Source organism: Bradyrhizobium sp. HKCCYLS1011 (genome assembly GCF_051167795.1).
Taxonomy (GTDB): Bacteria; Pseudomonadota; Alphaproteobacteria; order Rhizobiales; family Xanthobacteraceae; genus Bradyrhizobium.
Window position 1 is genome coordinate 550,776 of sequence record NZ_JBNPTT010000007.1, and the last position, 23,578, is coordinate 574,353.

The following is a 23,578-nucleotide window of genomic DNA, read 5'->3' on the forward strand; positions in this document are numbered from 1 at the left end:
TGTCTTCGATCGCTGCACACTCCGCTAGGTCTTGCCACAACGCGCAAGCGCGGAGAGGATGAGCACGCGCTGTAGGTCCGATCTTTTTCTGTCATGCCTGAACCGGTCTCTAACATCACCTCCCAAATGCCGCGTCTAAGACTCGCGGCCCTTCTGCTGTTCTTTCTCGGACCGGCGCTCGCGGTCTACAGCCTGTTCTCGATCTACCCGCTGGTCGCGACGATGGCGTTATCGACCTATACGAGCGACCCGTCGGGAGCCCGGCATTTCATCGGGATCGCCAATTTCCAGGCGCTGCTCGGCGATGCGTTGTGGTCGAAGCCGTTCTGGAACGCCTTCCGCAACAATCTGATATTCTTCGCCGTGCACATGTGCGTGCAGAATCCGATAGGCATCGCGCTGGCCGGACTTCTGAGTCTGCCGGGCCTGAGCTTGAAGGGCTTCTACCGCACCGTCATGTTTCTTCCGACGATGCTCTCGGTCGTCATTGTCGGTTTCTCCTGGAATCTGATCCTCTCGCCGCTCTGGGGCGTGGCCGCCGGCGCCTTGAAGACGGTAGGCCTGGGCTCCCTGTTCGCCCCCTGGCTCGGCCTCGAGTCGAGCGCGCTCGTCACCCTGTCCCTCATCTCGGTCTGGCAATTCGTCGGCATCCCGATGATGCTGATCTATGCGGCCTTGCTCAACATCCCCGACGAATTGATCGATGCGGCGCGGGTCGACGGGCTCGGACATTTCCGCATCTTCCTGCACATCAAGCTTCCTCTCGTCCTGCCGACGATCAGCCTGGTCTCGATCTTGACCTTCGTCGCCAACTTCAATGCTTTCGATCTGATCTACTCGGTCAAGGGCGCGCTCGCGGGGCCGAATTTCGCGACCGACATTCTGGGCACGTTCTTCTATCGCACCTTCTTCGGCAACCAGCTCCAGCTCGGCAATCCGACGATGGGCGCCGCAGTCGCGACCATCATGTTCTTCATCATCCTCGTCGGCCTCTGCCTCTATCTCGTTCTCGTGCAGCGGCGCATCCGCCGCTACGCATTCTGACGGAGACGGCATGAGCGGAAAGCAACGCGCCAGGAGCTTCAGTGTCCATCTTGTCCTGATCGCCTACAGCCTGCTTGCGGTCGGTCCGATCCTGCTCGTCGTGATGAATTCGTTCAAGATGCGCAGCGCCATCTTCGGCGCGCCGCTCGCTCCGCCGGACGCTGCCACCTTCAGCCTCATCGGCTACCAGAAGGTTTTTCGCACCGCCCATATCCTGACCTACTATTCGAATTCGCTGATCGTCACCCTGGTCAGCATGGCGCTGGTGCTGCTGTTCGGTGCGATGGCGGCCTGGGCGCTGACCGAATACCGCTTTCGCGGTTCGACCGCGCTCGCGCTGTTTCTCTCGATCGGGATCATGGTGCCGATCCGGCTCGGTTCTGTCGCAATCCTCAACATGATGCGGTCTGCCGGCCTCAACGACACCCTGACGGCCCTGATCCTCGTCTATGTCGCGCAAGGCCTGCCGATGTCGATCTTCATATTGAGCGAGTTCATCCAGCAGATCCCGAAGGACCTGCGTGACGCCGCACGCTGCGACGGGGTGCCGGAGATCCGCATCTTCTTCGAAGTCGTGGCGCCTCTGCTGCGCCCCGCCATCGCGACCGTCGCCGTGTTCACCATCGTGCCGATCTGGAACGACCTCTGGTTTCCGCTGATCCTGACCTCGAGCGATACGACGCATACCGTCACGCTCGGCGTGCAGCAGTTTCTCGGCCAATACATCACTGACTGGAATTCCGTGCTCGCAGCGTTGTCGATGGCGATCCTGCCCGTCGTCGTGATCTACGTGATCCTTTCGCGCCAGCTCATCGCAGGCCTCACTTCCGGCGCAGTCAAATAGGTTTGGAAAATGGCCAATCTGCGCATCGAGCACCTCAACAAGCGTTACGGCGCGACGAAGGTGCTCAACGATATAAATCTGAACATAGAGGACGGCGAGTTCGTCGTTCTCGTCGGCCCTTCAGGATGCGGAAAGTCGACGCTTCTGCGCATGATCGCCGGGCTCGACGGCGCATCGGGCGGCGACATCCATATTGCCGGCAAGCTCGTCAACGCGCTCGCTCCGGCCGAGCGGGGCATCGCCATGGTGTTCCAGTCCTACGCGCTTTATCCGCACATGAATGTGCGCAAGAACATGACCTTCGGGTTGAAGTTCACCGGCGTGCCGCCGACCGAGCGCGAGCGGCGCGTCGCGGAGGCCGCTCGCATGCTGCGACTCGAGGAGTTGCTCGATCGCTATCCGCGCGATCTCTCCGGCGGGCAGCGTCAGCGCGTTGCGATCGGCCGCGCCATCGTGCGCGAGCCTGCCGTTTTCCTGTTCGACGAGCCGCTCTCCAATCTCGATGCGGCCTTGCGCGTTTCGACGCGGGTCGAGATCGCGAATTTGCATCGGATGCTGAAATCGACCATCGTCTATGTCACGCACGACCAGGTCGAGGCGATGACCCTGGCCGACCGTATCGTCGTCATGAACAGGGGCTGTATCGAGCAGGTCGGCAGGCCGCTCGATCTCTATTATGCGCCCGCCAACCTGTTCGTCGCCGGATTCATCGGCTCGCCTGCGATGAATTTCTTTGAAGCGAAGGTCGAGCGTATCGAGAGCGGATGCGCGCGCGTTGCTGGAGCCGGCTTTCGCAGTTTCGAGCTGTCGGCGCCATCACTTGAGGTCGGCGACCTGCTGACGGTCGGCGTCCGTCCGGAGCATCTTGGTCGCGGAGCAGATGGTCCCTTCGCCGTGGAAGGCGTTGTCGAGCTGGTCGAGCGGCTCGGCGAATCCTCTTTCGCCTATCTGCGCCGCGCGGACAACAGGCTGTTCGTTGCCGAGGTCCGCGGCCGGCAGACGCCGACGCCGGGCGAGCGAGCCACGCTCGGCGCTGGGGCTCGGGACGTGCACGTCTTCGATGCTTCGGGCCTGAGGGTTTCGACGCAGAACGAGGCCTAACGGTTCGGAACGCATCGGTCGGCCTCGGCACGCCGGCCGATCGTAAACAGCCTTGTGGGTCAGCATTGAACTATGATGAGCGTCGTACGCTATCTCACCCATCCTCAAGTGAACATCGATCCGGCGATCCCCGTCCCATCCTGGGGCCTGAGCGAGATCGGAAGAACGCGCACGAAGGCGATCGGGAGCACGCGTCAGCTTGCTCGCACAACGCAGATCATCTGCAGCGGCGAGCGAAAGGCGATCGAGACCGCCGAGATCATCGCGGCCAGGCTGAACGTTACCGTCGAGGTTCGCGAGGCGATGCATGAAAATGATCGATCTGCGACTGGTTTCCTGGTTCCGGACGAGTTTCAGGCGGTCGCCGATCAGTTCTTTGCCCAGCCCCACATCAGCGTCCGGGGCTGGGAGCGGGCGGTTGATGCCCAGTCGCGTGTCGTCCGCGAGCTGGAAGAGGTCCTGGCGCGAGATGAACCGGGCGACGTCCTCTTCGTCGGCCATGGTGGCGTCGGCACCTTGCTGTATTGTTACTATTCGGGTGTTGCGATCGACCGAGTCTATGATCAACCTGGCGGCGGCGGCTGCTTCTTCGCATTCACCAAGGAGTGCCGTCGCGTGCAGCATTCGTGGCGTCCCCTCGAAGACCTCTGATCGTGCCGAGGGAGCACTGCGGTTGGATGGTTGTCGGTGACAAGCTGGTCCACCAACGGATGGGCGCTCGAACGGAGTGGTTTCGCGCACCCATTAGCGAGGCGGCGACCACGCGGCTGTTCACGTCTTCTGCCGGCCGTAGATCAGGAGCATCAGGATGATCACGGCGCCGTAAATCAGCTGGCGGCCGGCTTCGGAAATCTGCATCACCGACAGGATCGACTGCAGCAGTGTGATCAGCACGACGCCGGCCACCGTGCCGAGATAGCTGCCGCGGCCGCCGAGAATATGCGTGCCGCCGAGCACGACCGCCGCGATGGAAGGCAGCAGGTAGGCATCGCCCATCGACTGCGCTGCCTTCGATGCATAACCAGCGAGCAGCACGCCGCCGAAGGCGGAGAGGGCGCCGGACAGCGCGAACGCCAGCATGGTGACGCGCCGCGTGTCGATGCCCGAGAGATAGGCGGCCTGTTCGCGGTTTCCGATCGCATAGATGGAGCGGCCGAACGTGGTGCGCGACAGCATCCAGATCGCGGCGGCTCCGACGACAGCCCAGACCAGCACCGCATTGGGAAGGCCGGGAACGGCGTTGCCAGTGGCAAGATAGCGCATTGCCCTGGAGGCCGCGTCCTGCGGAGCGAAGCCACCGGTGTACGCGACCATCAGCCCCTGGGCGACCGCGTTGGTCGCGAGCGTGATGATCATCGAAGGAATGCGCAGATAGGCGACGCCGATGCCGTTCACGATCCCGATAGCTGCGCCGCAGAGAATGCCGCAGGGAATCGCAATGACGGCGCCGGTGGTCCCGTGGGCGGCGACCGCGCACGCCATCATCGCGCCTGATGTCACGACCCACGGCACCGACAGATCGATCTGGCCGAGCAGAATCACGAGCATCATGCCGGTTGCGATCACGCCGAGGAAGCTCGCGACCTTCAGCTGCTGCAGAAGATATTCCGGCGACAGGAAGCTGCGCGAATAGAGACTGCCGAGCAGGAGCAGCAGCAGGATGCAGCCGAAGGACGCGGCCACGGCCGGGTCGAGCCGGCGCAGCATGGCGGTCCCGCGCTGGACCGATCGGGATGCCATCGCGTCACTCATCCGAACCACTCCAGCCGATTGCGCACGCGAACCAGGCCAAACGCGCCGATCGAAACCGCGAGCATCAGCACCAGGCCCTGGAACAGCGGCTGCCACAGCGGATCGAAGTCGAACACGAACAGGAGATCGCCGATGGTTCGGAACGCAAGTGCGCCGAAGATGGCGCCGATCGCGCTGCCGCGTCCGCCCATCAGCGACACGCCGCCAAGCACCACGGCCGCGATCGAGAACAGTGTGTAAGCATTGCCGCTCGCATAGGCCGCTTCGCCTGTGTAGGAGAAGAAGGTCAGGAACAGACCGCCGATGGCGGACAGCAAGCCGGCGAGCGTGTAGGCGGTGAACTTGGCGGCGCGGATCGGGGCGCCGGACATGTAGGCGGCGACCTCGGAGGAGCCGGTCGCGAAGGCGGCACGGCCGACGACCGACCGGCTGTAGGGCACCCAGATCACGAGCGCCGTCACTGCCAGGGCCATTAGACTGGTCGGCAGCACGCCGAACAACCGCCCGGTCAAGGTATCCGCGAGCGTCTCGTTGACCGACCCTCCGGGATTGGGCCGCAGGAATAGCGCGACGCCGTAATACATCGCGCCTGTGGCGATCGTGGTCACGATCGGCTGCAGGCGCCCGAAGATCACGACGGCGCCGTTGATCATGCCGCAGAGGAGGCCGGCGCCGAGCACGCCGATCACGCCGAGCGCCGTCTCGGTTGCGGTGCCGACCACGATCCAGGAGGCGAGGCAGTTGGTCAATGTCAGGATCATGCCGACGGACAGGTCGATGCCGGCGGTGATCACCACGATCGCCTGGGCCATCGCGACGAAGGCCAGCAGCGTCGCCTTGTTGGCCGCGGTCTGCACCATGTTGACGCTGAACCCGGCCGGATGGTTGGTGGCATAGATCAGGAACATCGCGACGAAGATGCCGATCGCCAGCAGGGTGCCGCGCTGTTCTGAGAACCAGTATCGCCACTCAGTCATGGCACGCTCGCTTCAGCCGGTTCGGTGTCCTGCACATTGAGGGCGCTGCTGACCAGCGCGCGCTCGGTGATGTCAGCGCCCACCAGCTCGCGCTTGATGGCGCCATCATACATCACCAGCACGCGGTCGCAGCAGCCGATCAGCTCGTCATAGTCGGTCGAATAGAGCAGGATGGCGGCGCTGTCGTCGGCGAGCCGCCGCAGCAGGCGGTAGATCTCCTGCTTGGTGCCGACGTCGATCCCGCGCGTGGGATCGTTGAGCAGGATGATGCGCGGCTTGTTCATCAGCCATTTCGCGATGACGACCTTCTGCTGGTTTCCACCGGACAGCGCGCTGACGGCGAGGTCGGGGGAGGCGGTCTTGATCTCGATCAGGCGGATCATCTCGTCGATCAAGGCGGACTGCCGCTGTCGATCGATGACGCCGAAGCGCGAAAAGCGGTCGAACGCCGCGGCGGAGAGATTGTCGCGCACCGACATCGGCAGCATCAGCCCCTCGGTCTTGCGGTCCTCCGGGATGAGGGCAAGCCCGATGCGTTCGGACTTGGCGGCGACGGGGCTCTCGATCTTCACGTTGTTGCCGTCAATCAGGATGTCGCCGCGGCAGTCGCGCAGCACACCGAACAGAGCGAGCAGCAGTTCGCGCTGGCCCTGGCCGTCGAGGCCGCCGAGGCCGATGATCTCTCCGGCATGCAGCGAAAAGGAAATATCTTTCAGCCGGTCGGCCCAGCCGAGGCTTCTGCATTGCAGCGCCGGCGGCCGGCCGACGGCCTTCGGCCCGGGCTTTTCGGGAAAGGCATGCTTGTATTCGCGGCCGATCATCAGCTCGATCACCTCCGCGTCACGCTTGGTGCCGGCAGCGAAGGTCGCAATCCTGCGGCCGTTGCGAAACACGGTGCATTCGTCAGCGAGCGCGGCGATCTCGTGCATGCGATGGGAGATGTAGAGCAGTGCCAGTCCTTCCGACCGCAGGCGCTTCAGCACCTCGAACACTTTCGTCACGTCGGATGCCGTCAGCGCCGACGTTGCCTCGTCGAGGATCAGGATCTTCGGTTGCCGGGCCAGCGCCTTGGCGATCTCGACCATCTGCCGGCGTGAGAGCGGCAGATCCTTCACCAGCGCACGCGGATGGATGTCGCCGGCGCCGGCACGTTGCAGCGCCTCTTCGGCGATTCGGCGCTGGCGTGGCCGATCGATCATGCCGAACCGCGTCGGCGGGTGGGAGATCATGATGTTGTCAGCGACCGACAGATCGGGGATCAGCGACAACTCCTGGAAGATGCAGACGACGCCCGCGTCAGTCGCCGCTGCCGGCCGCGCGAAGGCGACCTCGCGGCCCTCCAGCGTCATGCGGCCTTCATCCGGCGCGACCACGCCCACCATCAACTTGATCAGCGTCGACTTCCCGGCGCCGTTCTCGCCGAGGATGGCGTGGATTCGGCCCGGACGAACCTCGAGGTCCGCCCGGTCGAGAGCGATCACACCGCCGTAGCGCTTGGAAAGCCCCTCGGCGCGAAACAGCGGCTCGGCCGCGATCATGCTTGCTCCCTTAGGGCTCGAACGAGCCGACCACGCTGGACGCGAACGCGTTCGCGTCCAGGCTCCCGATCCGACGGTGACATGCGCACGACAGGTCTACCTCACTGCCGGCGGGCTGTGAGGCCTACTGGTTTTCCTTCGACTGGCCCATGATTTCCTGCGCCGTGAAGTTGATGCCGCAGGTCGGGAAGGAGTTACCGACGAAGAAGTTATCGGACTGGGCGGGGAAGTAGTCCTGATCCTTCTTGAAGTCGGGATCCTCGACCACCGCGAGCGGCAGCTTGACCGATTGCGGCACCACCTTGCCCTCCAGCGCGGCGAGCGCCACTTTGATCGCGACCGCGACCTGCGCGGGTCCGGTGCCCGCCGAGGAGCACTTCAAGCCTTCCGACGCCTTGGTAGCGCAGAATTTGCGAAAGCCGTTCTCGGTCTCACCGCCGAACGGCACCATCTTTTGCTTGGCATCGAGCATGGCCTGCACGATTCCGGTGTCACCGCCCTGGCCGGAGATCGCATCGAACGGTCCGTTGGTCGCAATGGCATCCGCCGTCGCCTTCTGGGCAACACCGTCGTCCCATTTGCCGACCACCTCGGTGACCTGCCATTTCTTGCCGGAGCCGTCGAGGACTGCATGGAATCCGTTGTGCCTGTCGGTATCGACCGAGGTTCCGGCCACGCCGCGCACCTCGAGCACCTTGCCGCCATCAGGCACGTTCTTGACCAGCCATTTCGCCCAGAGCTCTCCAAGTCCTTTCTGGTCGACATTCACGTTGATGGCGTCTTCGGTTGCGAGAATGTTGTCGAAGGCGACCAGGATCACGCCGGCCTGCTTGGCGCGCTTGATCACCGGACTGAAGGCGGTCGGGTTCTGCGCGTTGACGACGATTGCGTCATAGCCGGAGTCGATGAAGTTGTTGATCGCCGAAATCTGCGCCGGCACGTCTTCGCCGGTCGAGACAACCTTGAATTCCTTCAGCTTGGCCTTGACCTCCGGCTGCGCCGCATAGGCCTTGGCTGTCTGGATCATCTGGATGCGCCAGGTGTTGGCGATGTAGCCGTTCGCCAAGGCGATCCGGTAGGGGCCCTTCTTGGCCGGAAATTTGAAAAACTTGGTGTCGGTGGTCCACGGGACCATGCATTGGGGATCGGACGCCGGACCCTTGACCGTCTCGGGTTCTGCCAACGCCCTGCTGGCGAAGGCTGACAGCAGCACGAGCGATGCGCAGGTTGCAAGGCATCGCGCCCTCATCGACTTGGACGACATTTGTGACCTCCCCTGTTGTTGTGGTGCCAATGCGTGACGCCAGCGCGAGATGCCTCACTTCTTTTACGGAGGTTTTTCGGGCGTGGCCCGCCATCTCGACACCTCAAGGGTTACTGGCCTATGATAGCGCTGTCAATTGCCCTTGCCCGGTTTGCCGCGCGGTATGTGTCAAGCCATAGGTGAGGTCAGCACAAAAGCTCCTGGAACTACGCATCGGAGATCATGCTTCAGAAGCGTCGCACCACCTTGGAGGACGTCGCGCGCCTTGCCAATGTCAGCGCTATCACCGTTTCGCGGGCGCTGCGGCGGCCCGATATGGTCTCGCCCGAGCTGCGCAAGCGGATCGATGCTGCGGTCGAGCGACTGGCTTATGTGCCGAACTTCGCTGCGAGCCGGCTCGCCTCCGCGCGCACGCATTCGATCGGGGTCGTGGTGTCATCGCTCTCCAACGGCATCTTCGCCGACTACCTGCAGGCGATTTATGACAGCCTGCTGCCGCTCGGCTTCCGGCCGGTGGTCGTGAGCAGCCGCTACTCGGCCGAGGAGGAGGAGGGAGCGATCAAGACACTCCTCGGGCAGAACGTCGAAGCGCTCATCCTCGTCGGGGTCAACCAGACCCGGGCAGCGCAGCGCGTGCTGGAGCGTTCGCGCATCCCCGTCGTACAGACGTTTGAGCTCGCCGATGATCCGATCGACCTCAATGTTGGCCTGTCGCAGCGCAAGGGCGGCTATGCCGCGACCCGGTTTCTCCTGGATCTCGGGCACCAGCGGATCGCCTATCTCTCCGGCCAACGCGACGATCGTGCGCGGGCCCGGCTCGAGGGCTATTGCGCGGCGCTGGAGGAGGCGGGACTGGACTGTTCATCGCTGGTCGGCTGGCTGCCGGCGCAGGCGACGATCTCGCTCGGGCGCAAGCTGACATTGGACATGCTCGCGGTCGAGGCGCCCGATGCGATCTTCTGCTGCGACGATAATATCGCGCTCGGGGCGCTGTTCGCCTGCCAGCAGGCGGGACTCGATGTCCCCGGTCGGATTTCGTTGATCGGCTTCAACGACCTCGAATTCGCCGCGGCGTCCAATCCGCCGCTGTCGACCGTGCTGACCCCGCGCGCCGATATGGGGCGCGTGGCGTCCGAGCTGGTGCTTCAGGTGATCGCAACTGGCAAGCGGCCTGCGCGGCGCCAGATCGATCTCGGCTTCGAGATCGTGGCGCGGGGCAGCACCGGTCCTCGCGGCGCTCGCCTGTAAATGACAGACGCCGCCCGATGTGCCCCGGGGGTTCGGGAGGCTAACTGACGAGCGCGGGCATCCTCTTTCTTGCGCCGTCCAGGAACGTCAGTACCGCATCTCGAACGATCTCGTTCATATCAGCAGGCACCGGAGTAGCGTAAATGAACTTGCGAATCGCGAGATAGAAGATGCGGCCATGCAGCCCCCAAAACAGCTCGGTTTCGCGCTCCGTGAGCTGGCTGGCCTGGATGTTCGCCAGCCCCAGCTCGTGGCGCAGTTCGATGGTCGCCGGCTCGATGATCTCGCGGCGGACCAGGTCGAGATAGCGCCCGGCAATGCCGAACGATTTCATGCCGGAGAAGACGAAGATGCGGACCCAGTTGTACTCGAACACGCGGGCAACATAGTCCAGGTAGAACCGTGTCAGTCGCGCCTCCAGCGGCAACTCACGATCGCGGATCAGGGGAGCCCAGTCGGGTGACCAGCGGCTGAGATAGACCTCCTGGTAGACGCGTTCGATCAGCGCTTCCTTGCTCGGGAAATGACGGTAGATCGCCGAATGGGTGATGCCCATGCGCTTAGCGAGCTCGCGGGTCTGGCCCTCGAAGCCGTGCTCGGCAAAGAACCGGATCGCTTCGTCCACGATCGCCCGCTCACGTTCGGCCGCGCGCATGTTGCGCCGCCGCGGAGCGGTCCGCGCTGCCTTGCTCCGTCTCGGGGCGGTTTTCTTCGCCGCTTTCTTCGCTATCCGTGCCATTCTCGTCGATGAACTGCGATGGGACTGTCTTGATAGCTCAGGTCGCATTTGTGACCAAATGGTCATTTCCTGTTGACCGCGGTTTGCCCCCGTGTCAGGATTTTGAGACCAGATGGTTACAAATCTGGCAATCCCGGCTGGCGAGCCGAGGGATCAAGGAAACGGCGGTGAAGGCGAGGGCTTTCAGCTATTTTCGTGCGCGCACGATGGAAGAGGCGTTCGATGCGCATGTGCGCGCCGGCGACGAGGCCCGTTACATCGCGGGCGGCCAGAGCCTCGTGCCCGCGCTGTCCTTGCGCCTCCAGGCGCCGCGGCTGTTGATCGATATCGCCCATATTGCCGGACTGCGCGGCGTCAGGCGCGAAGGCGAATTCTTGCGCGTTGGCGCCCTCACGCGCCATTGCGAGATGCTGAGCGAGCCACTGATCGCGGAGTTCGCGCCGCTGCTGCGGGCGGCAGCACCGTTCGTCGCCCATCCGGCGATCCGTAATCGGGGGACGTTCGGCGGCAGCATCGCGCTGGCTGATCCGGCCGCCGAGTTTCCGGCCATGGCGCTGGCGCTCGATGCCGAGATCGAGATCGCCGGCCGCTCCGGAAAGCGGCGCGTCAAAGCCGACGATTTCTTCCTCGACCTGTTCGAGACCGCGCTGGAGCCCGGCGAATTGATCGTCGCGGTCCATGTCCCGCTATTCAAATCCAGCCAGCGCATTGCGTTCGACGAGCTGGCGCGGCGTCGCGGAGATTATGCGCAGGTCGGTTGCGGCATGCTCGCGACCTACACGGACAAGCGCGTGGACGACATCCGTATCGCGTTCTTCTCAGTCGGCAACGTGCCGACGCGGGCGAAGCAGGCGGAGTCTGTCCTGGCCGGAGCCGCGGTGGACGCTGCCCATATCGCCGCGGCTCAGGCCGCGCTTGCGAATGATCTGATGCCGCCCGAAAGCGACGACGTGCCGCCGGCGATGCGGTTGCATCTGGCCCGGGTGCTGCTCGGTCGGCTGCTCGGCCGTCTCGGAGAGGGCGCATGAGCGAGCGCGACGCCGATGTGCCTGATGAGGCCGAGGAGACTGTTCGAGTTCGTTTCGTCGTCAATGGCCGCAAGGTCGCACGCGACGCCAGCCCGCGCGAAACCCTGGTCGATTGCCTGCGCACGACGCTCGAACTGACGGGCACGCATGCCGGGTGTGAGATGGGGGCCTGCGGCGCCTGCCTGGTGCAGCTCGACGGACGGGCCGTCCATTCCTGCCTGATGTTCGCCGTGCAGGCCGACGGTGCCGCCATTGATACCATCGAAGGATTGTCTGAAAGCGGCGCGATCTCCGATCTGCAGGCCGAATTCCATCGCCGCAATGCGCTGCAATGCGGCTTCTGCACGCCGGGCATGCTGGTCAGTGCCCATGAGCTGTTGTCGCAGACGGCGCGGCCCACCCGCGACGAGATCCGCGATGCGCTGTCGGGCAACTACTGCCGCTGCACCGGCTACGAGGCGATCGTCGACGCCATCGAGGCGGTGGCAAAGGCCCGCGCGTCCGCGTCTTGCGAGGATGGAGGCGCAGCATGAGTGCGCCGCTGACCTCGCTCGATCGCCCGAACTCATACATCGGCCGTTCCGTGCCACGGCCCAACGCCAAGCGGCTGCTCGCCGGACGGGGCCGCTATGTCAGCGACCTCCGGCTGCCGCGCATGCTGCACGCGGCTTTTTTGCGCAGCCCGCATCCGCATGCGAAGATCGTCTCGATCGATTGCGAGCAGGCGCGTGCGCTCGAAGGCGTGCATCTCGTCGCCACTGGTCAGGCCCTTGCCAAGATCTGTACACCTTGGATCGGCACGCTCGATCATTTCAAAGGCATGATTTCGGAGCCGCAGCTGCCATTGCCGCTGGATCGCGTGGTCTGGGCCGGGCAGGCGGTGGTCGCCGTCGTTGCCGAGAGCAGGGCGATCGCCGAAGACGCGCTGGAACTGATCGTCGTCGACTACGAGGAACTGCCGAGCGTGGTCGATCTCGACACTGCGCGCCAGAGCGGCGCGCCGTTGGTCAATCCCGGCAGCGCCAGCAATGTCTGCTTCCGCAGCCAGCTCGACAGCGGTGGCGTCGACGACGCCTTTGCGACGGCGACCCATATCGTGGAAGGGGAGTTCTCCTTCGGCCGTCACACGGCCGTGACGTTGGAGCCGCGCGCCATCGTCGCCGATTACGATCCTAGCGCCGGAATGCTGACGGTCCACCACGCCACGCAAACGCCCTATCAATTCCAGGATCTCTATTCCCGCCACTACGGCATCCCTGAGGCGCGGGTTCGCGTGATCGCGACCGATATTGGCGGCTCGTTCGGCATGAAGCTGCACGTCTATCACGAGGATATGGCGGCGGTCGGCCTCTCCATCCTGCTGGGCCGCCCGGTAAAATATGTCGCTGACCGCACCGAGTCCTTCGTCTCCGACATCCATGCCCGCGACCATCGTGTGCGCGCGCGCATGGCGCTGAACGCGGACGGGGAGATCCTGGCGATGGATGTGCAGGATCTCACCGCGATCGGCGCGTTCTCGACCTATCCGCGCACGAGCGTGGTCGAAGGCAACCAGGTGATCCGCCTGATCGGCGCACCTTATGGGTTCAAGAGCTACCGTGCCGCGCTGGAGGTGATCTTCCAGCACAAGGTGCAGACCAGCCAGTATCGCGCGGTCGGCCATCCCATCGCTTGCGCTGTCACCGAGCGGCTGGTGGATATGGCTGCGGCCCGCCTTGGCCTTGACCCATTTGCCATTCGGGACAAAAACGTGATCGCCGATGACGGCTATCCACGGACATCACCGACCGGCTACCGGTTCGAGGCGCTGTCGCATCAGGCCTGCCTGCAGCGGCTGCATGCGATGATGGATTATGACGCGTTGCGGACCGAGCAGGCGGAGCTGCGGACGCGCGGCATCTATCGCGGCATCGGCATCGCAACTTTCGTCGAGATCACTAATCCGAGCCCCGCCTTCTACGGCGTCGGCGGCGCGCGCATCTCTTCCCAGGATGGTGCGACCGTCAGCCTCACGCCGTCGGGCGAGGTACGCTGCCTGATCTCGGTGACCGAGCAGGGGCAGGGCACCGAGGCCATCATCAGCCAGATCGTCGCCGACCAGCTTGGCGTCGTGCAGGATCAGGTCAAGGTCATCACCGGTGACACCGAAGTGACCCCGCATGGTGGCGCGACCTGGGCCTGCCGCGGCGCCGGGATCGGTGGCGAGACCGCGCTGCAGGCTGCCCGTGCGCTCAAGCGCAACGTTCTGGAAATCGCGGCGGTCATTCTCCAGGAGCAGCCGTCCGCGCTCGACATCATTGACGGCCAGGTCGTCGATGCGTCGACGGCGACGCCGCGCCTGCCGATCGCCGAGATCGCGCGCATCGCCTATTTCCGGTCCGACACGCTGCCGCCAGGCACGCAGGCGCAGCTGACGGTCAGCCACCACTTCGCGCCGCAGGGTTACCCCTTTGCCTTCACCAACGGCATCCAGGGCTGCTCGCTGGAGGTCGACGTCGAAACCGGCTTCATCAAGTTGTTGAAGCATTTCGTCGTCGAGGATTGCGGCCGCATCATCAATCCCATGCTCGTCGACGAGCAATTGCGCGGCGGCGTCGTGCAGGGGCTCGGTGCGGCCCTGTTCGAGGAATGCCGCCACAGCGACACCGGCCAGCTCATCAACGGCTCGCTCGCCGACTATCTGGTCCCGATGGCGATGGAGATGCCTGACATCGTCATCGCGCATATCGAGACGCCGACCAAAGATACGGCCTTGGGCGCGAAGGGATGCGGCGAGGCCGGCACCGCGGCAGCCTCTGCCTGTGTGCTCAATGCCGTCAACGATGCGCTGGCGCCGTTCGGCGCATCAATCAATTCAATTCCGATCACGCCGACAACAGTGCTGAAGGCGCTCAAGCGCTTCTAACAGAACATCATGGAGGAAATCATGCAGAAGGCCGGATCGAAGCCGACAGAGTTGAAGATCTCCCGCCGTACCGCGCTGGCCGGCCTGTCCGCGGGCGCGCTGGCCGTCGCGATGCCCCGGCTCGGCCGCGCTGCCGACGACACCGTCCGCATCGGTTTTCCGACGCCGCTGACCGGGCCGTTCGCTGCGGAGGCCCGCGACCAGGTCAAATGCGCCGAGCTCGCGGTGAAGCTCGTCAACGACAAGGGCGGCATCGGCGGTCGGAAGGTCGAGCTGCTCGTGCGCGACGATAAGCTCAATGCGGGCGAGGCAGCGACCCGGACATTGGAGCTGATCGAAAAGGATAAGGTCCACGCTGTCGTAGGCGCGCTCTCCAGCGCGGTGCAGCTCGCGGTCAACGAGGTGACCCGCGCGCGCGGCGTGATCTACGTCTCGATCAGCCAGTCTGACACCATCAACGAGGCCAAGGACTTCAGCAAATACACCTTCCACGAGGCGCTCAATCCCCACATGACCACCGCGGCGGTGGCGCAGCACACCTTCAAGAAAGGGATGAAGGTCGCCCATCTGGTGGCTGACTATGCCTATGGCCATGAAATGCTGCGCGGCTTCAAGCGGGCACAGGCGGTGATCGGCGCCGACAGCGTCGGCGAGATCTTGCACCCGTTCGGGGCTGCCGACTACTCCACCTTCATGCCGCGGCTGATGTCGATGCGGCCGGACGTTCTCTGCATCAGCAATTTCGGCCGCGATCAGGCCAACGCGATCAAGCAGGCCGTGGATTTCGGCGTCAAGCAGCAGATGAAGATCGTGGTTCCGGTCCTGCTGCACAATCAGCGGCTGGCGGTTGGCGCCGATGTCTTCGAGGGCGTCGTCGGCGGCGCAAACTACTATTGGGGGCTGGAGACGCAGTCCAAATCGGCGGCCGATTTCAACGCCGCTTTCCGGGCTGCGAATGGCGGCGCCATCCCGACCGACTACGGCGCCTATGGCTATTCCGGCGTGGCCTCGCTGCTGCAGGCCATGCAGGCTGCCGGCGGTACCGACACGGACAAGGTCGTCGATGCCCTGGAGAAGCTGCAATACGATCTCACCAAGGGCCCGCAGCATTATCGCAAATGCGACCACCAGTCGGTTCAGTCGGTGCTGGTGCTGGAATCCAAGAAGAAGTCCGCCATGGCCAACGACAACGATCTGTTTGCGATCCTGGCCAACGATGCCGGCTCCGAGGATATGCTGCGGAGCTGCAGCGAACTCGGCCACGCGACCTGAGCGTGCCACACGCCGATGGACCTGTCGCTGATCATCATGCAGCTTTTGTCCGGGATCGCCCTTGGTGCGGTCCTGGTGATCACTGCGCTCGGACTCACGATCGTGTTCGGCATGCTCGGCGTGGTCAACTTTGCCCACGGCGCCATGTTCATGATCGGCGCCTATGCGGGCCTGTATCTCGCGTCCCTCACCGGCTCGTTCTGGTGGGGCCTGTTGCTGGCGCCGATCCTGATCGGCGCGTTCGGCATGCTGATCGAATTCGTTCTGATCCGCAGATTGTACGGCCGCTCGATCGACGATCCGCTGCTATTGACCTTCGGGCTCAGCTACGTCCTGGTCGAAGGCGTGAGGATCCTGTTCGGCAGTGACGGCATCCCGTTCCCGACGCCGTCTCAGCTCATTGGTGTCGTCGATCTCGGCGTCGGCTTCTTCCCCCGCTACCGGATTTTCGTGATCGTTATGGTGGCTGCGGTCCTGGTTCTGCTCTGGTTGATGCTGGAGAAGACCCGCATCGGCCTGATCGTGCGTGCGGGCGCGCGGGATCCTGTGATTATGCAAGTGCTCGGTGTCGACATCGGCCGGGTCTGGCTCGCCATCTTCGGTCTCGGCGTCGCGCTTGCAGCACTCGGTGGCGTGCTGGCCGGCCCGATGCGCAGTGTCAATCCGGAGATGGGTTCGTTGGTGCTGGCCGAGGCGTTCGTCGTTACCGTGATCGGCGGCCTCGGTTCGATTCCCGGCGCTGTTGTCGCCGGCCTCCTGGTCGGCATCTCCATCAGCATGGTGGCGCTGGTTGCGCCCGAGATGGCGACCATCGTGATGTTCGCGTTGATGGCGGCCGTGCTGCTGATCCGGCCGCAAGGGCTGTTCAACGTGCGGGGGAGGGTCGCGTGACCGCGCAATCCAATCGCGCCGCGGCCACAAGATCGGTGTTCGGGGCGCTCGACCGGTTCGGGGACCAGCGTGTTCTCCTGTCCGTCGCGATGCTGATGGCGTTGCCGTGGCTGCTGCCCTCGCAGGCGCTGGCCGTCAACGTCCTGATCTACGGCGTCGTGGTGATGGGCTACAATCTCCTGTTCGGCTATACCGGCCTGCTGTCGTTCGGCCAGGCCGCGTTCTTCGGCTGCGGCGCCTATGTCACCGGCATTGCCATCGGCCGTTATGGCATGCCGTGGTTCGCAGCGGTTGCATCCGCCGTTGTGGTCAGCACTATTCTTGCCGCCGTCATCGGCGTGATCTCGACCCGAACCCGGGGCATCTACTTCTCGATGGTGACGCTGGCGCTGGCGCAGCTCGTCTACTATGTGGCGCTGCAGGCATCTTCTTTCACCGGCGGCGAGAACGGGCTGCGCGGCTTCACGGTCGACCGCATCAGCCTGTTCGGCCTGCAGATCAACTTCCTCGATCCTCTCAACAAATACTACGTCCTGATGGTGTTCGCGGCGGCGGCGCTGTGGTTCCAGTCGCGGATCTTGAACTCGCCGTTCGGGGCGGTGATCGAGGCCATTCGCGAGAACGAGCAGCGCGCCCGGGCCTGCGGCTACGACGTCGAGCGCAGCAAGCTGCTCGTGTTCATGTTGTCGGGATCAATCTCGGCGCTCGGCGGCTGCATGCTGGCATTGCATCTGTCGATCGTGCCGCTCGACATCCTGCATTACCAGACCTCGGGCATGATCGTGATGATGGTGCTGTTGGGCGGCGCGCGCAGCTTCTTCGGTCCGTTCGTGGGCGCCGCGGCGTTCCTGATCCTGGAGGACGTCATCTCGCTGTGGACGCCGCATTGGCAGATCTTCGTCGGCGCGATCTTCATCCTGTTTGTGCTGTTCCTGCCAAAGGGCATCTGGGGCACGCTGTTGGAAACCCTGCTCATCGCAAGGCCCCGACGATGAGCGGCGAGCTGTTGCGTGCCGAAGGGATCGGCAAGCGCTTCGGCGGCTTCGTCGCGCTCGAGGGCGTCACGGTGTCGTTCGCGGCGGGCCAGCTGACTTCGATCATCGGGCCGAACGGTGCCGGCAAGAGCACCTTCTTCAACATCCTGTCCGGCGCGCTGTCGCCGAGCTCCGGCACGCTGCATTTCAAGGGCTGCGAGTTGAACGGGCTGCCGCAGCACCGCTTCGTGCATCGGGGCATCTCGCGCTCCTACCAGATCACCAACATCTTTCCGGACCTGACGGTGCATGAGAATGTCCGCGTCGCGGCACAGGCGCTCAGTGTCAGGTACGATGTGTGGCGCAACCGCGCGCGTCTTGCCGAATTGGGTGCACGCGCCGACGCCGCGCTCGAGGCCGTGGGGCTGCTCCACCGGCGCGGCGAGCTGGCAAAATTCCTCGCCCATGGCCAGCAGCGCGCGCTGGAGATCGCGATCGCGCTGGTGTCCGAGCCCGAGCTGCTGCTGCTCGACGAGCCGACCGCCGGCATGGGACCGGAGGAGACCAAGGACATGGTGGCGCTGCTGGAGCGGCTCGCCGACCGGCGCACCATCCTGCTGGTCGAGCACAAGATGAAGATGGTGCTCGGTCTGAGCAGGCGCATCCTCGTGCTGCATCACGGCCGCTTGCTGGCGGACGGAGCGCCGGACGAGATCAGGAGCAACCCGGAGGTTCGGCGGGTCTATCTCGGACAGAGTGAAGGCTATGGTTGAGACCGCGCTGCTCCAAATCCGAGATCTTCATGCCTGGTATGGCACCAGCCACGTCCTTCATGGGATCTCCGTTGAGGTGAAGGCGGGCGAGGTGCTGGCGCTGGTCGGTCGTAACGGGGCCGGCAAGACCACGACACTGCGGGCGGTGATGGGCTTGATGCCGCGGGCGACGGGAGGGGTGCGGTTTGCGGGCAGGGACCTGCTGCCGCTTCGCGCGCATCGACGTTACCACCTTGGTCTCGCCTATGTGCCCGAGGAGCGGCGGATCGTGCCGGGGCTCTCCGTGCGCGAGAACCTGCGGCTTGGTCTGGTCGCGGCTGCAAGCAGCATCAAGGAGCGCACGGCGATCGACGAGATCGCGGAAACCTTTCCGCGCCTGAAGGAGCGTCTCGATCAGGAAGGCGTGACGCTCTCCGGCGGCGAGCAGCAGATGCTGGCGATTGCCCGTGCGCTGATCGCGAAACCGAAGATGATCCTGCTCGACCAGCCCTCGGAAGGCATCATGCCGGTGCTGGTCGAGGAGATGGGCGTGCTGTTTCGAAAGCTGCGCGACCAGGGCACGACGCTGCTGCTCGTGGAGCAGAATGTCGAATGGGCGCTACGGCTGGCCGATCGCGCTGTGATCATCGATCAGGGCGAGATGGTCTATGAAAGCAGCGCCGCGGCGCTGCTCGCGGACAAGGACATCCAGGACCGCTACTGCGCGGTCTGATCGCAGCCATTGGCTTGGGCGCTTGCCTTTTGAAGCGCCATCGTCAGCCGGTCTTGGTCGCATATTCCAGCGGGAGATGCTTGAACGGCTTGCGGTGTTCGCGCGGCACGGCGCCGCCGACAATGATTCTGGAGAACGACTCGAGCTCGGCGAAAAAGGCCGGCTTCAGGCTGTCGAGCTTGCTCGCATCGACCACCAGAATGCTTTCGACCGCCGTTGCGATGGCCGCCTGCTTGATCGCCGTCTCATGAAAGTTCGAGCAGCTCGCGCCGCGAACCGCATGGACACCGCCGGCCGAGATGAAGGCCTTGTTGATGCCGAGCTTGCGCAGATAGGCGAGGCCCTCGTCGGAAGAAAAGGATTGGGAGGAGGGGTGATACAGGCCTCCCATCAGCATCACTTGCGTCCTCGGCCGTTGCGTCATGATCGCAGCGACGTTCATCGAGTAGCAGATCACCGATAACGGCAGGTCATCCGGCAAGCATTCGGCGAGCGACTGCATCGTGGTGCCGCAGTCGATGAAGACGGTATCGCCAGCCTGCAGCAGTGCCGCAGCGGCCCGGCAGGCGAGCCGCTTGTCCTGGGTGTGCTGATCGATCTCCTGCTCGATCGTGTATTTCACGGCGCTGGGTGCGGTCGCATTCACGACGTGGCCGCCAAGGCAGACCAGCGCGGCATCGGCGGTGGCCAGATCGCGCCGCACCGTCATCTCCGAGACGTTCAACAGCTGGGCTGCATCCTTCAGATGCAGCGCACCGTTCTCGGCGATGGCGCGCCGCAGCCGTTGCAGGCGTTGGGTGCGCGCGTCGGGTTGGCCCGCAGCGCTTGGGGGAATATCGACCATGCCGTTCAATAGCCTTGCGTCCTGCCGGTTGACAATAGCGTCACACGATGTGAGAATTCAAACATAAATACGTTGCGAATATAACAACGGCGGAACATCAGCCGCTGGCCGGTGTGCATCTATAGCTGCATAGCCGGGCTCTGGGAGGGTGCCAATGTTAGGATTCAAACAGCCGGCGCAGCGACCGCGCCTGTCGTTTTACTAGTGGCCACGGCGGCTTTCGCGATGTCGCAGAGTGCGTCGATACCGGAGTCATCCCGCGTCCCGTTGCGCGGACGCGAACGGTCGGTCGCCGTCGAGGCCGCCGCGATTGCGCGCAATGCGGGCCGCGCGCTCGAGCTGGACTGGGTCGACGAGATCAGGGTCAACCTCTCAGCGGCCGAGCGCCGCGTCGCCAGCCTGCCGGGCCGGCGCACGGTCAAGAACGAGGCGCAGGCGGCGTGGCTGTTGAAGGCTATCACCTGCATCGATCTGACGTCGCTCAATGGCGACGACACAGCCGGCCGCGTCCGGCGGCTCTGCGCCAAGGCCAGGCAGCCGGTGCGCGCAGATATTCTCGATGCGCTGGGCTTCGCCGGCCGCAAGCTGCACACCGGCGCGATCTGCGTCTATCACCGCTTCGTCGCGATCGCGGTCGAGGCGCTGGACGGCTCCGGCATTCCGGTCGCCGCCGTTTCCACCGGCTTTCCCGCCGGCCTCGTGCCACATGACGTCAAGCTCAGGGAGATCGAGGCCTCGGTGCAGGATGGCGCCGAGGAGATCGACATCGTGATCACCCGTGAGCACGTGCTGACCGGCGACTGGCGCGCGCTTTATCAAGAGGTGAGGGATTTTCGCGCGGCCTGCGGCCACGCGCATCTGAAGACGATCCTCGCCACCGGCGATCTGAAGACATTGCGGAATGTCGCCAGGGCCTCGATGGTCTGCATGATGGCGGGCGCCGATTTCATCAAGACCTCCACCGGCAAGGAGGGCGTCAACGCGACGCTTCCGGTGTCGCTGGTGATGCTGCGGATGATCCGTAGCTATCAGGACCGCACCGGCTACAAGATCGGCTTCAAGCCGGCCGGCGGCATCTCGACTGCAAAGGACGTGCTCAATTATCAGATCCTGATGAAGGAGGAACTGGGACGCGAGTGGCTGGAGCCGTCGCTGTTCCGCATCGGCGCCTCGAGCCTGCTCGCCGACATCGAGCGCCAGCTCGAGCATCACGTCACCGGTCGCTACTCGGCCTTCAATCGTCATCCCGTGGCATGAGGACAAGGCCGTGAGCGTCCTGCAATATTACGAGACGATGGAATACGGTCCGGCGCCGGAGGCAGATACGGAGGCGCGGGCGTGGCTTGCCAGACACGGCGCAAGCTTCGGCCATTTCACCAATGGCGCCTTCGCAGCATCCGCGGATGGCAAGCATTTCACGACCTCGGAGCCCGCCACCGGCAAGGTGCTGGCGAAGCTGGCGCAAGGCTCCGCTGCAGATATCGATGCGGCGGTGATGGCGGCGCGCAAGGCCCAGCCGCAATGGTTGAGGCTCGGCGGTCATGGCCGTGCCAGGCATCTCTATGCACTGGCTCGGATGCTGCAGCGTCATGCGCGGTTGTTCGCGGTATTGGAGGCGATCGACAACGGGAAGCCGCTGCGCGAAACGCGCGACCTCGACATTCCGCTCGCGGCACGGCACTTCCTGCATCATGCCGGCTGGGCCCAGCTTCAGGAGCGCGAGTTTGCGGACTACGCACCGCTCGGCGTCATCGGTCAGATCATTCCGTGGAATTTTCCGCTGCTGATGCTGGCCTGGAAGCTTGCGCCGGCGCTGGCGATGGGCAACACGGTGGTGTTGAAGCCCGCGGAATTCACCTCGCTCACCGCGCTCCTGTTTGCTGAGCTGGCCGCGCAGGCCGGCCTGCCGCCGGGCGTGCTCAACGTCATCACCGGCGACGGCGCAACGGGGGCCGCACTGGTCGATCACGATGGCGTCGACAAGATCGCCTTCACCGGATCGACGGAAGTCGGCCGCTTGATCCGGCAGGCCACGGCCGGCACCGGCAAATCGCTGACCTTGGAGCTCGGCGGCAAGTCGCCCTTCATCGTGTTCGAGGATGCCGACCTCGATGCCGCCGTCGAAGGCGTGGTCGATGCGATCTTCTTCAATCAGGGCCAGGTGTGCTGCGCCGGCTCGCGGCTGCTCGTCCAGGAAGGGATCGCCGAAACCTTCCGCCGGCGCCTGGTGCGGCGGATGGAGACGTTGCGCGTCGGGCCGCCGCTCGACAAGGCGATCGACATGGGCGCGATCGTCGATCCGGTTCAGCTCGAGCGCATCGCATCGCTGGTCGAGACCGGCGTCAAGGAGGGCGCGCAGAAATACCAGGCGCCCGGCGCACTGCCCCAGCACGGCTGCTTCTATTCGCCAACCTTGCTCTGGGACGTACAGCCGTCCTCCACGGTCGCAATCGAGGAAATCTTCGGCCCGGTGCTGGTGGCGATGACGTTTCGCACCCCGGAAGAGGCCGTGATGCTCGCCAACAACACGCGCTATGGCCTGGCGGCCAGCGTGTGGAGCGAGAGCATCGGCCGCGCGCTCGATATCGCGCCGAAGCTCCTAGCCGGCGTGGTCTGGGTCAACGCCACCAACCTGTTCGACGCGGGCGTCGGCTTCGGCGGTTATCGCGAGTCCGGCTTTGGCCGGGAAGGTGGCCGCGAGGGTATCACCGAATATCTCAAGCCGGTCGCATGGAGAGGGCGCAAGCCGCGCGCTGTGCAGCCCGCGGTGACTGAGACAGACGAGCCTGCAAGTTTCGCGCTGCCGACGATCGACCGCACGCCAAAACTGTTCATCGGCGGCAAGCAGGTTCGGCCCGACGGCAACTATTCGCGCGCGGTGCTGTCCCCGAAGGGCAAGCATCTCGGCGAGGTCGGCGACGGCAACCGCAAGGACATCCGCAATGCCGTGGCGGCGGCGCGAGCGGCCGACGGGTGGGGCCGGGCAACCGCACATAACCGCGCCCAGATCCTGTATTATCTCGCCGAGAACCTGTCCGCGCGCGGCGACGAATTTGCCACCCGCATCGCAGCGATGACGGGACTGACGGCTGCCAAAGCGAAAGCGGAGGTCGATGCCGCCATCTTCCGCCTGTTCAGTTATGGTGCGTGGGCCGACAAATATGAAGGCGCAGTGCACACGCCGCCGCTGCGCGGCATCGCGCTCGCCATGCACGAACCGATCGGGGTAGTCGGCGTCGCCTGTCCCGACGAGGCACCGCTGCTCGCGCTTATCAGTCTGGTTGCGCCGCTGATAGCGATGGGCAACCGCGTCGTCGTGGTCCCAAGCGAGCGGCATCCGCTGGTCGCGACCGATCTCTATCAGGTGCTGGAAACATCGGACGTGCCGGCGGGCGTGATCAACATCGTGACAGGCAAGCGCGACGCGCTGGTTAAGGTGCTGGCCGAGCATGACGATGTTGACGCGCTCTGGGTGTTCGGCTCCAAGGAGGCCTCGGCCGTTGCGGAGCGATTGTCGGTCGGCAACCTCAAGCGCACGCTGGTCGATCACGGGCTGCTGACCGACTGGTACGATGCGGCGGCATCGGAGGGGCCGATTTTGCTGCGCCATGCGGTGCAGGTGAAGAACATCTGGATTCCCTATGGCGATTAGCGACGCGACAACAGGGCACA

21 protein-coding genes are annotated in these 23,578 nt (G+C 64.4%); 15 read left to right on the top strand and 6 right to left on the bottom strand.

Annotated elements, in window-relative coordinates:
- Window positions 1-126 precede the first annotated feature (126 nt).
- The 4 genes from ACQR1W_RS25675 to ACQR1W_RS25690 all read left to right on the top strand — a co-directional run bounded on the left by ACQR1W_RS25675 (window position 127) and on the right by ACQR1W_RS25690 (window position 3,640).
- Window positions 127-1,044, top strand: coding sequence for a carbohydrate ABC transporter permease (locus tag ACQR1W_RS25675; RefSeq protein WP_434853408.1), 918 nt, complete (start codon window positions 127-129; stop codon window positions 1,042-1,044).
- A gap of 10 nt (window positions 1,045-1,054) precedes the next feature.
- On the top strand, window positions 1,055-1,888 hold the full coding sequence (locus ACQR1W_RS25680) for a carbohydrate ABC transporter permease (protein ID WP_434853409.1): 834 nt from the start codon (window positions 1,055-1,057) through the stop codon (window positions 1,886-1,888).
- A gap of 9 nt (window positions 1,889-1,897) precedes the next feature.
- Window positions 1,898-2,989: an ABC transporter ATP-binding protein gene (locus ACQR1W_RS25685; protein ID WP_434853410.1), complete on the top strand. Its 1,092-nt coding sequence runs from the start codon at window positions 1,898-1,900 to the stop codon at window positions 2,987-2,989.
- A gap of 75 nt (window positions 2,990-3,064) precedes the next feature.
- A complete protein-coding gene (locus ACQR1W_RS25690) occupies window positions 3,065-3,640 on the top strand; it encodes a histidine phosphatase family protein (RefSeq protein ID WP_434853411.1) in 576 nt (191 codons plus the stop codon).
- A 120-nt stretch (window positions 3,641-3,760) separates the two neighbouring features.
- Here the strand turns inward: ACQR1W_RS25690 and ACQR1W_RS25695 are convergent, their stop codons facing one another.
- From ACQR1W_RS25695 to ACQR1W_RS25710, 4 genes are all read right to left on the bottom strand, one after another.
- Window positions 3,761-4,741 (bottom strand): ABC transporter permease, encoded by a 981-nt coding sequence (locus ACQR1W_RS25695; RefSeq protein ID WP_434853412.1) that lies wholly within the window; start codon window positions 4,739-4,741, stop codon window positions 3,761-3,763.
- Window positions 4,738-5,718: an ABC transporter permease gene (locus ACQR1W_RS25700; protein ID WP_434853413.1), complete on the bottom strand. Its 981-nt coding sequence runs from the start codon at window positions 5,716-5,718 to the stop codon at window positions 4,738-4,740. The genes ACQR1W_RS25695 and ACQR1W_RS25700 overlap by 4 nt, the downstream gene beginning before the upstream one ends.
- The gene (locus tag ACQR1W_RS25705; RefSeq protein ID WP_434853414.1) at window positions 5,715-7,256 is read right to left on the bottom strand and encodes a sugar ABC transporter ATP-binding protein; all 1,542 of its coding nucleotides are present in this window, start codon (window positions 7,254-7,256) and stop codon (window positions 5,715-5,717) included. Before ACQR1W_RS25705 ends, ACQR1W_RS25700 begins: the two co-directional genes overlap by 4 nt.
- Window positions 7,257-7,380: 124 nt before the next feature.
- Complete coding sequence (locus ACQR1W_RS25710; RefSeq protein WP_434853415.1) at window positions 7,381-8,520, bottom strand: sugar ABC transporter substrate-binding protein; 1,140 nt, start codon at window positions 8,518-8,520, stop codon at window positions 7,381-7,383.
- A 222-nt stretch (window positions 8,521-8,742) separates the two neighbouring features.
- Here ACQR1W_RS25710 and ACQR1W_RS25715 point away from each other — a divergent pair, with 222 nt between their 5' ends.
- A complete protein-coding gene (locus ACQR1W_RS25715) occupies window positions 8,743-9,768 on the top strand; it encodes a LacI family DNA-binding transcriptional regulator (RefSeq protein ID WP_434853416.1) in 1,026 nt (341 codons plus the stop codon).
- A 40-nt stretch (window positions 9,769-9,808) separates the two neighbouring features.
- Here ACQR1W_RS25715 and ACQR1W_RS25720 read toward each other — a convergent pair whose 3' ends face one another.
- Window positions 9,809-10,423, bottom strand: a complete 615-nt coding sequence (locus tag ACQR1W_RS25720) for a TetR/AcrR family transcriptional regulator (protein ID WP_434853417.1) — start codon at window positions 10,421-10,423, stop codon at window positions 9,809-9,811.
- Window positions 10,424-10,674: 251 nt separating this feature from the next.
- On the opposite strand from ACQR1W_RS25720, the gene ACQR1W_RS25725 reads away from it, so the two are divergent.
- The 8 genes from ACQR1W_RS25725 to ACQR1W_RS25760 are packed head-to-tail and all read left to right on the top strand — an operon-like array spanning window position 10,675 to window position 19,062.
- Window positions 10,675-11,535 (top strand): FAD binding domain-containing protein, encoded by an 861-nt coding sequence (locus ACQR1W_RS25725; protein ID WP_434853418.1) that lies wholly within the window; start codon window positions 10,675-10,677, stop codon window positions 11,533-11,535.
- Window positions 11,532-12,068 (top strand): (2Fe-2S)-binding protein, encoded by a 537-nt coding sequence (locus ACQR1W_RS25730; RefSeq protein WP_434853419.1) that lies wholly within the window; start codon window positions 11,532-11,534, stop codon window positions 12,066-12,068. The genes ACQR1W_RS25725 and ACQR1W_RS25730 overlap by 4 nt, the downstream gene beginning before the upstream one ends.
- Window positions 12,065-14,440, top strand: a complete 2,376-nt coding sequence (locus tag ACQR1W_RS25735; RefSeq protein ID WP_434853420.1) for a xanthine dehydrogenase family protein molybdopterin-binding subunit — start codon at window positions 12,065-12,067, stop codon at window positions 14,438-14,440. The genes ACQR1W_RS25730 and ACQR1W_RS25735 overlap by 4 nt, the downstream gene beginning before the upstream one ends.
- Before the next feature lie 21 nt (window positions 14,441-14,461).
- Complete coding sequence (locus ACQR1W_RS25740) at window positions 14,462-15,712, top strand: ABC transporter substrate-binding protein (RefSeq protein ID WP_434853421.1); 1,251 nt, start codon at window positions 14,462-14,464, stop codon at window positions 15,710-15,712.
- Window positions 15,713-15,727: 15 nt separating this feature from the next.
- Window positions 15,728-16,603 carry a branched-chain amino acid ABC transporter permease gene (locus ACQR1W_RS25745; RefSeq protein ID WP_008967997.1) on the top strand — a complete coding sequence of 292 codons (876 nt, stop codon included), beginning with the start codon at window positions 15,728-15,730 and terminating at the stop codon, window positions 16,601-16,603.
- Window positions 16,604-16,638: 35 nt separating this feature from the next.
- Entirely contained in the window at window positions 16,639-17,598 is a 960-nt protein-coding gene (locus ACQR1W_RS25750; protein ID WP_434853465.1) for a branched-chain amino acid ABC transporter permease, read from the top strand.
- The gene (locus ACQR1W_RS25755; protein ID WP_434853422.1) at window positions 17,595-18,350 is read left to right on the top strand and encodes an ABC transporter ATP-binding protein; all 756 of its coding nucleotides are present in this window, start codon (window positions 17,595-17,597) and stop codon (window positions 18,348-18,350) included. Before ACQR1W_RS25750 ends, ACQR1W_RS25755 begins: the two co-directional genes overlap by 4 nt.
- Window positions 18,343-19,062, top strand: a complete 720-nt coding sequence (locus ACQR1W_RS25760; RefSeq protein ID WP_434853423.1) for an ABC transporter ATP-binding protein — start codon at window positions 18,343-18,345, stop codon at window positions 19,060-19,062. The genes ACQR1W_RS25755 and ACQR1W_RS25760 overlap by 8 nt, the downstream gene beginning before the upstream one ends.
- A 43-nt stretch (window positions 19,063-19,105) precedes the next feature.
- On the opposite strand, the gene ACQR1W_RS25765 is transcribed toward ACQR1W_RS25760, so the two are convergent.
- On the bottom strand, window positions 19,106-19,906 hold the full coding sequence (locus ACQR1W_RS25765; RefSeq protein ID WP_434853424.1) for a DeoR/GlpR family DNA-binding transcription regulator: 801 nt from the start codon (window positions 19,904-19,906) through the stop codon (window positions 19,106-19,108).
- Window positions 19,907-20,131: 225 nt separating this feature from the next.
- Between ACQR1W_RS25765 and deoC the strand changes: the two genes are divergently transcribed.
- Together deoC and ACQR1W_RS25775 are read left to right on the top strand one after the other, a co-directional pair.
- Window positions 20,132-21,163, top strand: coding sequence for a deoxyribose-phosphate aldolase (gene deoC, locus ACQR1W_RS25770; RefSeq protein ID WP_434853425.1), 1,032 nt, complete (start codon window positions 20,132-20,134; stop codon window positions 21,161-21,163).
- Between the two features lie 10 nt (window positions 21,164-21,173).
- A complete protein-coding gene (locus ACQR1W_RS25775; protein WP_434853426.1) occupies window positions 21,174-23,558 on the top strand; it encodes an aldehyde dehydrogenase family protein in 2,385 nt (794 codons plus the stop codon).
- The last annotated feature ends 20 nt before the right edge of the window (window positions 23,559-23,578 follow it).

Bases quoted from the DNA above. Each gene is read 5' to 3' on its own strand.
- ACQR1W_RS25675 (WP_434853408.1), top strand. From the start codon at position 127: ATGCCGCGTCTAAGACTCGCGGCCCTTCTGCTGTTCTTTCTCGGACCG.
- ACQR1W_RS25680 (WP_434853409.1), top strand. From the start codon at position 1,055: ATGAGCGGAAAGCAACGCGCCAGGAGCTTCAGTGTCCATCTTGTCCTG.
- ACQR1W_RS25685 (WP_434853410.1), top strand. From the start codon at position 1,898: ATGGCCAATCTGCGCATCGAGCACCTCAACAAGCGTTACGGCGCGACG.
- ACQR1W_RS25690 (WP_434853411.1), top strand. From the start codon at position 3,065: ATGAGCGTCGTACGCTATCTCACCCATCCTCAAGTGAACATCGATCCG.
- ACQR1W_RS25695 (WP_434853412.1), bottom strand. From the start codon at position 4,741: ATGAGTGACGCGATGGCATCCCGATCGGTCCAGCGCGGGACCGCCATG.
- ACQR1W_RS25700 (WP_434853413.1), bottom strand. From the start codon at position 5,718: ATGACTGAGTGGCGATACTGGTTCTCAGAACAGCGCGGCACCCTGCTG.
- ACQR1W_RS25705 (WP_434853414.1), bottom strand. From the start codon at position 7,256: ATGATCGCGGCCGAGCCGCTGTTTCGCGCCGAGGGGCTTTCCAAGCGC.
- ACQR1W_RS25710 (WP_434853415.1), bottom strand. From the start codon at position 8,520: ATGTCGTCCAAGTCGATGAGGGCGCGATGCCTTGCAACCTGCGCATCG.
- ACQR1W_RS25715 (WP_434853416.1), top strand. From the start codon at position 8,743: ATGCTTCAGAAGCGTCGCACCACCTTGGAGGACGTCGCGCGCCTTGCC.
- ACQR1W_RS25720 (WP_434853417.1), bottom strand. From the start codon at position 10,423: ATGCGCGCGGCCGAACGTGAGCGGGCGATCGTGGACGAAGCGATCCGG.
- ACQR1W_RS25730 (WP_434853419.1), top strand. From the start codon at position 11,532: ATGAGCGAGCGCGACGCCGATGTGCCTGATGAGGCCGAGGAGACTGTT.
- ACQR1W_RS25735 (WP_434853420.1), top strand. From the start codon at position 12,065: ATGAGTGCGCCGCTGACCTCGCTCGATCGCCCGAACTCATACATCGGC.
- ACQR1W_RS25740 (WP_434853421.1), top strand. From the start codon at position 14,462: ATGCAGAAGGCCGGATCGAAGCCGACAGAGTTGAAGATCTCCCGCCGT.
- ACQR1W_RS25745 (WP_008967997.1), top strand. From the start codon at position 15,728: ATGGACCTGTCGCTGATCATCATGCAGCTTTTGTCCGGGATCGCCCTT.
- ACQR1W_RS25755 (WP_434853422.1), top strand. From the start codon at position 17,595: ATGAGCGGCGAGCTGTTGCGTGCCGAAGGGATCGGCAAGCGCTTCGGC.
- ACQR1W_RS25760 (WP_434853423.1), top strand. From the start codon at position 18,343: ATGGTTGAGACCGCGCTGCTCCAAATCCGAGATCTTCATGCCTGGTAT.
- ACQR1W_RS25765 (WP_434853424.1), bottom strand. From the start codon at position 19,906: ATGGTCGATATTCCCCCAAGCGCTGCGGGCCAACCCGACGCGCGCACC.
- deoC (WP_434853425.1), top strand. From the start codon at position 20,132: ATGTCGCAGAGTGCGTCGATACCGGAGTCATCCCGCGTCCCGTTGCGC.